Origin of the sequence: Bacillus sp. JUb11 (genome assembly GCF_024807925.1) — a bacterium.
GTDB lineage: Bacteria > Bacillota > Bacilli > Bacillales > Bacillaceae > Bacillus > Bacillus altitudinis.
Genome location: NZ_JANUEZ010000006.1, coordinates 223,225 through 235,348, shown reverse-complemented (window position 1 = coordinate 235,348; position 12,124 = coordinate 223,225). Strand labels below are relative to the sequence as shown.

Sequence of the window (12,124 nt, the reverse complement as noted above, 5' to 3'; positions counted from 1 at the left end):
CTTTCTTCATCCATTCAAACACACCACTATGTATATGCCGTTCTCTTTTTTTGGTATAAGCAGAATGCTCATTCCTTGTTCTTTTTTTCATTTAATGACTTCACACATTTTTGAAAAATGTTTTCAAATGCTGATGCTAAATGAAGTGATCCTCATACTCTAGTAAAGATCAAACGAGAAGAAAGAGGGAATCTGAATGGAATTTGAACAACTATTAAATGGCTGGAACGAAGAATTACTAGAAACAGAAGGAATACTTGAAGTTGTGTTGATTATACTTCTTCTTCATCTTTTAGAGGAAAGTGAGGAAGGGAGTGCGTCAGAGATTAAAGAATTGCTGCGCCCGTGGCTTGAGCTCGGCATTCCGCTGCCGCGTGTTCATTTAGTCAATGGAGATGTGCTGCAAAACGTGGTTGTCGTACAATTGTTTGACTCAGTAGCAGTCTTTAAAAATGCGACAAATCAGCTAAGAGTAAGTGTTCCTTATGTGAACATTGTCAGCTGGGGGGCTTTTTAATCTATTTAAAAAAGGATAATGGTCATGAAAGTATCAGTGATATTAACAAGCTACAACAAACCTGATTTCATTGAACGTGTGCTAAAGAGTGTGGTAGAACAAACGTATCAGCATTGGGAGCTTTTGATCATGGATGATGGCTCTGAACAAGAAACGATCCAAAAGATGCAGCCTTATTTAGTGGATAAACGCATTCAATTGTATTCTCATCAAATTCATCCTGCAAACCGGCTGAAGACTGTACGTTATGCAACGCTAATTAATGAAGCATTAACACGTATAACAGGTGAGCTGGTTTGTTATGTAACTGATGATACAGTCTACAGAAAAGATCGTTTAGAGAAAATGGTCGAGGTTTTTCAATCGAAGCCTCACATAGATATCGTCTATTCCTCGCAGCGTGTCGTGCATGTGAATCAGCATTTGGTGGAAACGGCGAGCTTCGTTCGAGAAGCAGATCAAGTGTTGGAGCATGCATCCTTTCAAGTCGACCATTGCTCTGTTATGCATAGAAGCCGGCTGCTTTCGCTTATTCATGAAAAATACGGACAATACTGGGCCGACGAACCAAAACATTGGCATCATGCTGACTCTGTGTTTTGGATGAGACTGAATCATTTTGCTGCGTTCTTTCCATTACAAGAAGTACTTGATACCACATATAAAACGCCACAATCATTCCATCATATGTTTGCGAGTATGCCCTACGATTTAATTGACGGAGCTGTGATTGAAAGAGAAGGCGCTTATTATCAAATCGCTAGCGGATATCTTCATCGCATTGACAAGCGCTGGGTGAATGAAAAGAACAGGCGTGCGATTCGTGTTCCTTCCTTATGTACGATGAAATATGAAATGAACGAGCCGCTGACAGTCCCAAATTATACAGTCGTCACCGCAGATAACGGCAGAACATTTTATTATATTGAACATCAGACAAAAAGACGGTTTGCTTCAAGACGTGATGTGCAATATTTTCAGTTTCATCAAAAGGAGATATACACGGTCACAAAACAGCAGCTGGAGACGTTTAAGGATGGCAAGATCATTCAAGTATCTCCTATATTCAGCCCGCCAAATAGACGGCTGTTTAAATGGAAACAAGATGTCTATTTATTTGTGCATGATACCTTTTGCCGAATTGTCCCCGAGGTAGTGAAAATATTTGCGTTTTACCATCAGCCAATCAAACTACAACCTTCTCAATTTGCATTTTTTCAAGAAGGAAAGCCAATTGTGCCGCTGTATATGGAGTCTCTTCAGGAATTTGACTTGTCTCTTTATCAAACGTCAGGGCGAAAGCACTCCTCCTAAGAGGGGTGCTTTTTTTAGAATTGACGAAAAAAGCAGGAGATCGACAGGAAAAAGCGAAACGTGAAAAGGATAGGGGAACACGTTGAATATCATCAAGCCGCTGAAAATTGGGCAATACAGTGCCGGATTTTCGGCATAGAAAGTGAGGGGGAAATAGTGGGGAAGGTTGTCGAAAGAGCGGATTGGTTTGAATTAATTTTAGAAGCCATCGATGAAGCGATTCACGTTGTAGACGATCAAGGGGTCACCATCTTTTATAATCATAATGCAGCGAAGTTCGACTGTTTAGCGAAAGAAGAGGTGATTGGCAAGTACATACTGGATGTGTATCCTTCATTAACTGAAAAGACAAGTACACTCATGCATGTACTTAGAACAGGAAAACCCATTTATCATTCGTTGCAAACCTATTTGAATAAAAATGGAGAAAAAATTGAGACCGTCAACACCACACTGCCCATTATGGAAGGCAGTAAGTTAATTGGGGCGGTAGAAGTAGCGAAGGATGTGTCGAAGCTGTCGGCGCTTTCGAATCGTTTAGATCAAAAAAAACGAACGGATGGTGCCGCAGAGACCACTCAAATGCTCGATTTTTCTTCATTTTTAACAAATGATCCACACTTAAAAGAGATGCTGGAGAAAGCGAAAAAAGCTGCTGCATATCCTTCATCGGTTATGGTCTTCGGGGAAACTGGGACAGGAAAAGAGGTACTCGTACAAGCGATTGTTCATGCATCTGATCGGAAAGATCAAGTCTTTATCCCGCAAAACTGCGCCGCTCTTCCAGAATCGCTGCTTGAAAGTCTGTTATTCGGGTCTGTCAAAGGAAGTTATACGGGCGCAATAGATCGCAAGGGGCTGTTTGAGTTAGCAGATGGCGGTACGCTTTTTCTTGATGAGCTGCAAGCGATGCCGCTTACGCTTCAAACAAAATTACTGCGTGTGTTAGAGGATGGTGTTGTCCGCCGGATAGGTGATGCAAAGGCGGTTCAAGTAAATGTCAGAGTGATTACTGCCCTCAATATCGACCCATTTGAAGCCGTTAAAAAACAAATGTTAAGAGAAGACTTATTTTATAGACTGCATGTGTCATCATTTCATATCCCGCCGCTTCGCACAAGGAAGCATGATATCCAGCTGTTATCCCGCCACTTTATTCAAACGTATCATCAGCAATTTTCTAAAAACGTCAACCGCCTTTCTGAAGAAACCGTCCAAGTATTTATGGCCCATCAGTGGCCAGGGAATGTGAGAGAATTAAAACATACGATCGAGCATGCCGTCTTGATGATGCCAAAGGAAGCAGAAGAAATCACCCCAGCATATCTCCCTGCCCATTTGCGGACGCATCAGATAGAAAGTCATCCGCCAGAGTCCTCATTAAAAAGTCAAGTGACGTCATTTGAACAAACGCTGATTCAAGAAGCTTTAAGACAGCACGCAGGGAATATTAAGCAAACAGCAGCCGCTTTAAAAATTCCTCGACAAACATTGCAGTATAAACTAAAAAAATATACAGATGCCGAAAAGTAGGCACTTCAAACAGGTGAATGTGACGGAAAAGCTCCTTTTGTAAAGAATAGGGGCATTTTCCCATGTTGGCACATAACTTGCATAGTATAAAGTGAATGCTGATAGGGGGAATGGATATGAATCAAAAACTGTATCAACCTGCGCGACATTGGAAGGACATTGAACTTTGGAAGGACGTACCCGAGGAAAAGTGGAACGACTGGATTTGGCAGCTGACGCATACGGTCAAAACGCTTGAAGATTTAGAAAAAGTCGTGAACTTAACAGAAGAGGAAAAAGAAGGGGTGAAGATTTCTACGAAAACCATTCCACTCAACATTACACCCTACTATGCCTCACTGATGAATCCAGACGATCCAAGATGCCCAATTCGTATGCAGTCTGTACCGATTGCAGAGGAGCTTCATAAAACAAAATATGACCTCGAAGATCCGCTCCATGAAGATGAGGATTCACCTGTTCCAGGTTTAACGCACCGCTACCCAGATCGTGTGCTGTTTCTTGTCACAAATCAGTGCTCCATGTACTGCCGCTATTGTACGAGAAGGCGTTTTTCCGGTCAGATCGGGATGGGTGTGCCGAAAAAGCAATTAGATGCCGCCATTGGATATATTAGAGAAACCCCTGAAGTGCGGGATGTGTTAATTTCAGGCGGTGACGGGCTGTTAATTAATGATCAAGTGCTTGAATACATTTTGAAAAACTTACGAGACATTCCTCACGTTGAAATCATTCGAATTGGAACACGTGCACCGGTCGTGTTTCCGCAGCGAATTACAGATGAATTGTGTGAGATTTTAAAAAAATATCATCCTGTTTGGTTGAACACTCACTTTAATACAAGCATTGAAATCACAAAAGAAGCGAAAGAAGCGTGTGAGCGACTTGTCAATGCTGGCGTGCCTGTTGGCAATCAGGCAGTGATCCTAGCAGGAATTAACGACAGTGTTCCAATTATGAAGAAGCTGATGCATGATCTCGTCATGATTCGCGTCAGACCTTATTATATTTATCAATGTGATTTATCTGAGGGGATCGGCCACTTTAGAACACCGGTTTCAAAAGGCCTTGAAATCATTGAAGGCTTAAGAGGACATACGAGTGGTTATGCTGTGCCAAGCTTTGTTGTAGATGCACCAGGCGGAGGAGGTAAGATCACCTTACAGCCAAATTATTTATTATCTCAAAGCCCAGAGAAAGTGGTCCTGCGTAACTTTGAAGGTGTGATCACCTCTTATCCAGAGCCGGAACATTACGTCGCAGGCCAAGCAGATGCGTATTTTAATGAAATCTATGAAGAAAAGAAAGAACCCGCCATTGGCATAACAGCTCTATTTGAGGATGAAGCAAGATCCTTTACGCCTGAAAATTTAAGCCGAATGAAACGAAGAGAGTCTTATGAAACGAATCCTGAACATGATACGCTCAAAAACAAACGCGAAAAACGAGATGAATTAAAAGAGAAGAAATATCAAGCCCAGCTCAAAAAAGAACAAACCGTAAAGGAGGAGAAATAACGTTGCTGACATGTGATTGGTGTGAGGAGAAGAAAGCGAACGCAGGACAGACCACAGTCTATTGGGAACTCATCACGGGCACACAATCGATTGAGATTTTGGAAACGCCTTCGATTTCTTGCACGCATTGCGGGATGACGTATCAGAAGGATGAGACAGTAAAAGAGATAGAAGATCAATTAATTTTAGTCGATCAAACAAAACTTCCAGAAAAAATCTCATATGAAGAATTAATGAGCATGGAGCGGTTATTAAAGCGTAATTACTTTGATTTTTCTTCATAAGTTGTACCTCCGCCTATACAAGTCATCAAATTCCTGTATAATATAACAACAAAATAGAGTGTCGCGGAGGGAAAAACAGGTGAAGTCGTTTTACCATTATTTAATGAAGTACAGACATCCAAAACCGAAGGATGAAATCAGTCATTTTGCAAATGCTGCTTATGAAGATCACAGCTTTCCTAAAGCATCCACTGATTATCATGAGCTATGTGCCTATTTAGAGTTAAATGGGGACTATTTAAGCTCCATGACGACATTTGATGAGGCTTTTGAGCAATACGAAGTAGAAGTCAAAAAAAAATAACACACACAACCGCTTGTTCCGTATGGAAGAAGCGGTTTTTTCATGAAGAAATAAAATGGCGTTTTGCATGGTGTGGTTGCCCATGCAGAATTCCTTGCGCCGGCATACGATACGTTAAGACCAAAAGTCGGGCAAGGGGGAGACAGAATGAAGGCGAAAGCACCAAAATATAAAGTAGGGGATATTGTCGTCGTTGTCATGTACGGCACAGTTGGAACGATAACAAAAGTCCATCAAATTGACCAACATTATCTATATGAGGTCAATCATAATGAGGTGCTTTATTTTGAAACATCACTTCAGCTTTACGATGAGTACGACGGGGTGATTGTAGATACAGAAAAGCTGGACATTGAATATGAGTTCCTCATTGGCGATGTTGTATATGTAAAGGATTACGGGAAAGAGCTATTTAAAATCATTGGCCATCGGACTGAGATATGGCGCTACCTTGAAGATGGCTGGGAAGATGTCATTTATGAACTCACAAGGTTAAAAGACGGAGAATGGCTGGAAACAGAAGAAGAAGACTTGACGCTTGTCCTAAGAAAATATGAGATGGATCAGTTTGTTCATCAGCTTCTTTTTGTGCATTACGTTGGAGAAACCTCAAAAGAAATAGAGGAAGATATGGTGCAAACCGCTCTATTACAGTTAGAAGCGAAACAAGAAAGCGAAGCATCACTAGAATTTCTAGCTGTATCTATAGTGGATGAGCTTCTTGATATTTACAATGATTATAAAATTCTCTATGAATTTTTCAAAGACCCAGAATATAAGGATATGATGGACTTTATTTTGGAAAGTTTAAACGAGCATTTTGGTTAAAAGAAGACTTGTCCTAACACGAATAAAAAGTAAGGAACACAGAAAAAAGCAATCACATAAAACCATCCCCTCAAGATACGGCCCATCACCTGATCAAAAGTATGTCCATCTAAAATGCTTAACCATTTCATTGCCTCATGCCCCTTTTCTTTTCGTTTACTGCATTTATATGTATGGAATGAGCCATTATGACAAACTGTAATAAAAATAAGGCAGCGTTCATACATCATAAAAAAGGAGGCGGAAAGCAATGAAAGAAGCAGATTTGGTGATTGATACAGAGGAAATTGCAGAATTCTTCTACACGGAGCTGGTCAAAAGAGGGTACATACCATCTGAGCTGGAAACGTTTGAGCTTGCCGATATTACATTTGAATATATGCTGAGGAAAGCAATGATAGTTGAAGAAGAGGCGCGGTAGGCACTATACTTTGAAGAGATTCTGAGTAGAAAGGGAGGGGAATTGTTTCGCGTGTATGTCATCATTTTTTTCCTTTTGTTTGGCGCCATCGCAGCGCTTATGGTGTCTGGCATGTTCCAGGAGTTGGACAACCAGATCATCTTATCGTTTGAAAACATCAGACTTCCTTTTTTAAATGATGTCATGCTGACTTTGACTGACTTTGGTATCAGTGCGCTGCTTGTCCCAATCATGCTCATCTTTAGCGTGGTGCTGTTTATGTATAAACGCTACCACTCTATTATGCTGCTTTTTCTACTATATATAGCAGAAAAAACGGTCAATCATGAACTGAAAGGACTGTTTGCTAGAGAGCGTCCAGCCTTTGATCATCTAGTGAATGAGACCTATTACAGCTTTCCGAGCGGTCATTCTATGAATGCGGCAACGATCTATCCATTTATCGCCTATCTATTAATTGAAATGATTCCGTGGCTGAAAAAGAGACAAAAAGCAGTCTACATGGTGACAGGATGTTGTGTGCTGATGATCGGCATCAGCAGGATGTATATCGGTGTTCATTATGTCACTGATGTAGCAGGGGGCTTTGCGATAGGACTAGCTTTATTTCTCATATGTAAAAAGATTGACGAAAAATTGTCCGTCATTCGACAAAAATAGAAGAAGGAAATTCATAGATCCCAGCCAATTTTATATAAAAGGGGAGGGATTTGAATGCAATTGACGTTGAGATTTTTTCAAAAGAAACCTTCAGCTTATCACTTAACCATTTATCAAACACCTGAATATGGTGCAGAAAGCGGGCATCAACCTGTATACCGGACAAAGATTGGCGGCAGGACACACCTTGATGTACTGGAAAAAGCATTCTCGACATTTAATGTACAAGATACAGTCCCTAATGATTACAATGCACGGTTTATCACAACAGGGGATATCGTTGTGATTGATGACCAGAAAAAAGGGAAGTGCTACTACCAGCTCTTTCCGGCAGGATGGAAACGCAGTGAACGCCTAATGACGATGAGTTAAATATAAACGACGATGCCAGCTTTACTTTCAGCTGGTATTTTCTTTTTTGATCTCAATCGTTTATAATAAATGGGACTAAACACATGTTAAACGTAAGTGGAGGCTAAAAAATGAGTGTACATATTGGAGCAGAAAAAGGACAAATTGCAGAAACGGTATTGCTGCCAGGCGATCCGCTTCGTGCGAAATATATTGCAGATACATATTTAGAAGATGTTGTGTGCTATAACGAAGTGCGCGGCATGTATGGTTATACTGGAACATATAAAGGAAAACGCATTTCTGTACAAGGTACTGGAATGGGCGTACCGTCTATTTCGATCTATGTGAATGAGCTGATCCAAAGCTATGATGTTCAAAACTTAATCCGTGTTGGCTCTTGCGGAGCGATCAAAAAAGATGTCAATGTACGTGACGTCATCTTAGCTCAAACATCATCAACAGATTCTCAAATGAACCGTGTGGCATTTGGACCGATTGATTACGCACCATGCGCTGATTTTGGTTTACTGAAAAAAGCCTACGACACAGCAGAAGCGAAAAAAGTAGCTGTGCGTGTTGGGAATGTATTTACAGCAGACCAGTTTTATAATGAAAAACCACTTGAGCTGATGGATCAATATGGAATTCTAGCGATTGAAATGGAGACAACGGCTCTTTATACGCTTGCTGCAAAATTTGGCAGAAAAGCGTTGTCGATTCTAACAGTGAGTGATCATGTGCTAACAGGAGAAGAAACAACTGCTGAAGAGCGTCAAACGACATTTGACGAAATGATCTTAATTGCACTAGATTCTGTTTTATAATAGTATAAAGGGTGTGCTACGATGTAGCGCATCTTTATTTTTTTAGTAGAGCAAAAGGAAGGTATGTCATGAAGAAAAGCTATAAAATACTCTCAATCGCATCGATTCTTGGTTTGACGGCCGCATTATCAGGCTGCCAGTTACTGGATCAGAAAAGCGGTACCACTGAATCCAACAAAACAAACGAACAAAAGAACGCAGCAAGTTCATCACCCCAGCAAAACTCAAACGATACGGCAGATTCATCTAATCAAGAGCTGACGTTAAAGAGTGAATATTTCAATGACATCAAGGTAGTGAGCGGACTGAAGACCATTCAAAACCCTGAAAATGTGCTTGCTTTAGTGAACAAAGAATATGCACTGCCAGGAACCTATAAACCTTCTGATCTCGTTGTACCAAAAGTGGAATTCTCTTTTTCAGAGGATATTGAAAAACGATATATTCGAAAAGAAGCAGCGGAGGCACTTGCAAAGTTATTCAAAGGTGCTAAAAAGGAAAACTTTGAGCTTGCTGCAGTATCTGGCTATCGTTCCTATGACCGTCAAAAAGTCATTTTTGATAGTGAAGTGAAACTAAAAGGGAAAGAAAAAGCCCAAGAAGCCGTAGCCTTACCAGGGGAAAGTGAACATCAAACAGGTCTTGCCATGGATATTTCCTCAAAAAGTGCCGGCTTTGAAATCTCTGAAAAATTTGGTGAAACACCTGATGGTAAGTGGGTAGCCAAAAACGCTTATAAATATGGCTTTATCATCCGTTATCCAAAAGGGAAAGAAGACATCACGAAATATGAATATGAGCCGTGGCACCTGCGCTATGTAGGGAAAGAAGCTGCAAAAGCGATGCATGATCATGATTTAACATTCGAAGAGTACATGAACAAAGTGAAGAAAATATAAACAAATAAAAGGCCTCCCGAAGCTGGGAGGCCTTCTTTTATACGCCGTTTTAAAAAAAGAACAAACCTGCTAAAGCGAAGCCGGTAATAAAACCGAGACCGATGCCATAAGCTGCACCCCAGCCATAATAACCTCCGTAATATCCATAACCAAAGCCCCCGCGGGACCCGCCGACTGGACGAATATAAACTTTGCGGTTTGTCACCCGCTCAATACGTCCAACATGTACTCTGCCATTTCGATCAGTAATTCTAGCTACTTTCCCCATATGCTGCTGACAAAGTTTGTAGTAGCGCTCCATGTTTTTCCTCCTTATGACAAACTCTTTTCACTCTTATCCTATGCGAAAGACTTCATAGAGTTTGGACAAAACATATAGGAGATTCGCTCATTTTATACTGTACATTCAAATACAAGGTGACTCAGATGTTCTCGGTGTGTTTGAATCAGGTCATAGTGTGTCTGTAATGTATCATAAAGAGAAGGTGGTATTTCATCTGATAATTCCATTTCGGTCGGCTCCTCCTGCACCATGTGCTCATCGAATGAGAGAATCTGAATGTCACGGAATCCTGCGGACGCTAACTGTTTTTTCCATTCAGAAAATGAAAAGAGGGAGTGAAACCCATAAAACTCCCGAATGGCTGCCTGTTCTTTTGAGGGAAGCGGCACTTTTAACACAGCCTCATTTGCGATCAATTGTTTTCCAGGAGCAAGCACCCGTTTTATCTCAGCAAGCGCAGCAGGTAAATGGGTGAAACTTAAAACAGATTCACTGATCAGTAGAGAGAACGAGTCATCTGCAAATGGTAGGTGTTCGATCGATGCTTGCTGTGCACGGAAAGGTAGTTGTTCCCGCTCGAATCGCAGATTGGCTTTTTCAATCATCAAAGAATGTGTATCAATCGCCTCTACTTCATAACCTAAATGTCCTAAATAGGCGGCTGTTTGTCCTGTGCCGCATCCAACATCCAGTATACGATCGTCAGACGTCAAGTTAAGATGCTCAATCATCGTTTTTGTTAGCTCAATTCCACCAGGATGGGCACCTGATACCCCAAAATAAGCAAGCATTTCTACATAGTCACTCATGGAATCCCTTCTTTCTTTATCATGTTTCTCTCTAAAGATTATGCATTGCAGGGCGAAATGGCTTATCTTTTCAAATAGAAGTTTGATCCTTTGGTTGACGGATGAAGAATCGTCCTTGATAATAATGAAAGGAGATAAAGGTGGTGTTTTTTTGAAAAAACAATTCAAGTTCGTGATAGCCATTCTGGTGACAGCAGCGCTTTCCTCAGTGATTACATTTGTGATCACAAAACAAGGTGCTGTCAGCGTTTCAGGAGATGAGAAGTTTAGTAAACTCATGGCTGCATATACGAAGGTAAAAAACGAGTATTACGAAAAAACGGATGATCAAAAACTAGTAGACGGTGCGATTCAAGGCATGATTGCATCACTTGATGATCCATACTCTACATATATGGATCAGGAGGAAGCCGAAGGGTTTAACAACACCATTTCATCTTCATTTGAAGGAATTGGTGCACAAGTAGAAGAGAAGGATGGACAAATTTTAATTGTCGCACCGATTAAAGGCTCTCCTGCTGAAAAAGCTGGTTTGAAACCTCATGATCGTATTTTAAAAGTGGATAGTAAAAGTACAAAAGGTATGTCAGTGAATAAAGCCGTTTCTCTTATCAGAGGGAAAAAAGGAACGGATGTCAAACTGCATTTGAACCGACAAGGTGTTGGAAATGTGGATGTCACGATCACAAGAGATACGATTCCACTTGAAACGGTGTATGCAAAACTAACAAAAGATAAAATAGGCGAAATCCAAATCACTTCTTTTGCTGAAACCACGTCTAAAGAGTTGGATAAAGCGATTGATGACCTCGAGAAAAAAGGGGCAAAAGGTTTTGTCATTGATCTGAGAGATAATCCAGGCGGCATTATGACAGAAGCAATTGAAATGAGCAATGACTTTATCGATAAAGGAAAAGTCATTATGCAGGTTGAGGAAAAAGGAAAGAAACAAGTGTACAAAGCGGAAAAAGAACGCAAAGTTCATCAGCCGACAGTTGTTCTTATAAACGGCGGTTCAGCGAGTGCTGCTGAAATCATGGCGGGAGCTCTGCACCAATCCTCCAGCATTCAACTTGTTGGAGAAAAGACATTTGGTAAAGGGACTGTTCAGAATGCCCAAAGCTACAATGATGGTTCTAGTGTGAAATTAACCATTGCCAAGTGGCTGACACCAGACGGGTCTTGGATTCACAAAAAAGGAATTGAGCCACAGGTGAAAGCATCTCTGCCGAGTTATGCGAAGCTGCCATACTTAAGTCCGAAAAAGACGTATCAACTGAATGATGATGGAGATGAAGTCAAAGCGGCTCAAAAAATGTTCCAAGCGCTTGGCTACAAAGCAAAAGCCAATGGAGAATATGATCAAGCATTCCAGTCGGTCGTGAAAAGGTTCCAATCAGATCACGATCTGAAGGCTGATGGTATTCTGACAGGGGACACAACGACGGTACTGATGACAAACATCCAAGATAAGCTCAAGAAAAATGATACGCAAATGAAAAAAGCCATTGAAGTGTTGAAAAAAGAAATGAAATAGAAAAAGCAGCCCTCATCAGGGGACTGCTTTTTTTCTTGTG

General features: G+C 40.9%; 16 protein-coding genes. 13 read left to right on the top strand and 3 right to left on the bottom strand.

The annotated features are described in order from the left end of the window. Nucleotides 1-196: 196 nt before the first annotated feature. The 7 genes from cgeC to M2369_RS13180 all read left to right on the top strand — a co-directional run bounded on the left by cgeC (nucleotide 197) and on the right by M2369_RS13180 (nucleotide 6,297). Nucleotides 197-517, top strand: coding sequence for a spore maturation protein CgeC (cgeC, locus tag M2369_RS13210; RefSeq protein WP_007500768.1), 321 nt, complete (start codon nucleotides 197-199; stop codon nucleotides 515-517). 18 nt (nucleotides 518-535) lie between these two features. Beyond that, nucleotides 536-1,831, top strand: a complete 1,296-nt coding sequence (locus M2369_RS13205) for a glycosyltransferase family 2 protein (RefSeq protein ID WP_178896924.1) — start codon at nucleotides 536-538, stop codon at nucleotides 1,829-1,831. A gap of 156 nt (nucleotides 1,832-1,987) precedes the next feature. Beyond that, on the top strand, nucleotides 1,988-3,364 hold the full coding sequence (locus M2369_RS13200) for a sigma-54 interaction domain-containing protein (protein ID WP_024718563.1): 1,377 nt from the start codon (nucleotides 1,988-1,990) through the stop codon (nucleotides 3,362-3,364). Nucleotides 3,365-3,480: 116 nt separating this feature from the next. Then, on the top strand, nucleotides 3,481-4,881 hold the full coding sequence (kamA, locus tag M2369_RS13195; protein WP_008346434.1) for a lysine 2,3-aminomutase: 1,401 nt from the start codon (nucleotides 3,481-3,483) through the stop codon (nucleotides 4,879-4,881). 2 nt (nucleotides 4,882-4,883) lie between these two features. Further along, on the top strand, nucleotides 4,884-5,165 hold the full coding sequence (locus M2369_RS13190) for a YokU family protein (protein WP_024718564.1): 282 nt from the start codon (nucleotides 4,884-4,886) through the stop codon (nucleotides 5,163-5,165). 79 nt (nucleotides 5,166-5,244) lie between these two features. Beyond that, nucleotides 5,245-5,469: a YozE family protein gene (locus tag M2369_RS13185; protein WP_003215834.1), complete on the top strand. Its 225-nt coding sequence runs from the start codon at nucleotides 5,245-5,247 to the stop codon at nucleotides 5,467-5,469. Nucleotides 5,470-5,616: 147 nt separating this feature from the next. Beyond that, the gene (locus tag M2369_RS13180; protein WP_178896926.1) at nucleotides 5,617-6,297 is read left to right on the top strand and encodes a hypothetical protein; all 681 of its coding nucleotides are present in this window, start codon (nucleotides 5,617-5,619) and stop codon (nucleotides 6,295-6,297) included. Here M2369_RS13180 and M2369_RS13175 read toward each other — a convergent pair. Continuing rightward, nucleotides 6,294-6,428 carry a hypothetical protein gene (locus tag M2369_RS13175; RefSeq protein WP_017359686.1) on the bottom strand — a complete coding sequence of 45 codons (135 nt, stop codon included), beginning with the start codon at nucleotides 6,426-6,428 and terminating at the stop codon, nucleotides 6,294-6,296. The two genes, M2369_RS13180 and M2369_RS13175, sit on opposite strands and share 4 nt — an antisense overlap. Before the next feature lie 119 nt (nucleotides 6,429-6,547). Here M2369_RS13175 and M2369_RS13170 point away from each other — a divergent pair, with 119 nt between their 5' ends. From M2369_RS13170 to M2369_RS13150, 5 genes are all read left to right on the top strand, one after another. Further along, nucleotides 6,548-6,718 (top strand): YozD family protein, encoded by a 171-nt coding sequence (locus tag M2369_RS13170; protein ID WP_008346445.1) that lies wholly within the window; start codon nucleotides 6,548-6,550, stop codon nucleotides 6,716-6,718. A gap of 51 nt (nucleotides 6,719-6,769) precedes the next feature. Then, nucleotides 6,770-7,378 carry a phosphatase PAP2 family protein gene (locus tag M2369_RS13165; protein ID WP_159159730.1) on the top strand — a complete coding sequence of 203 codons (609 nt, stop codon included), beginning with the start codon at nucleotides 6,770-6,772 and terminating at the stop codon, nucleotides 7,376-7,378. A gap of 54 nt (nucleotides 7,379-7,432) precedes the next feature. Continuing rightward, nucleotides 7,433-7,750, top strand: coding sequence for a YodL domain-containing protein (locus M2369_RS13160; protein ID WP_007500756.1), 318 nt, complete (start codon nucleotides 7,433-7,435; stop codon nucleotides 7,748-7,750). A 110-nt stretch (nucleotides 7,751-7,860) separates the two neighbouring features. After that, entirely contained in the window at nucleotides 7,861-8,556 is a 696-nt protein-coding gene (gene deoD, locus M2369_RS13155; RefSeq protein ID WP_041507069.1) for a purine-nucleoside phosphorylase, read from the top strand. 68 nt (nucleotides 8,557-8,624) lie between these two features. Then, the gene (locus tag M2369_RS13150; protein ID WP_017367458.1) at nucleotides 8,625-9,455 is read left to right on the top strand and encodes a M15 family metallopeptidase; all 831 of its coding nucleotides are present in this window, start codon (nucleotides 8,625-8,627) and stop codon (nucleotides 9,453-9,455) included. A 49-nt stretch (nucleotides 9,456-9,504) separates the two neighbouring features. Here M2369_RS13150 and M2369_RS13145 read toward each other — a convergent pair whose 3' ends face one another. Next, entirely contained in the window at nucleotides 9,505-9,756 is a 252-nt protein-coding gene (locus M2369_RS13145) for a hypothetical protein (protein WP_047946638.1), read from the bottom strand. A gap of 92 nt (nucleotides 9,757-9,848) precedes the next feature. Beyond that, on the bottom strand, nucleotides 9,849-10,547 hold the full coding sequence (locus M2369_RS13140) for a class I SAM-dependent methyltransferase (RefSeq protein WP_251211168.1): 699 nt from the start codon (nucleotides 10,545-10,547) through the stop codon (nucleotides 9,849-9,851). 151 nt (nucleotides 10,548-10,698) lie between these two features. Here M2369_RS13140 and M2369_RS13135 point away from each other — a divergent pair, with 151 nt between their 5' ends. Beyond that, entirely contained in the window at nucleotides 10,699-12,084 is a 1,386-nt protein-coding gene (locus M2369_RS13135) for a S41 family peptidase (RefSeq protein WP_039165529.1), read from the top strand. The last annotated feature ends 40 nt before the right edge of the window (nucleotides 12,085-12,124 follow it).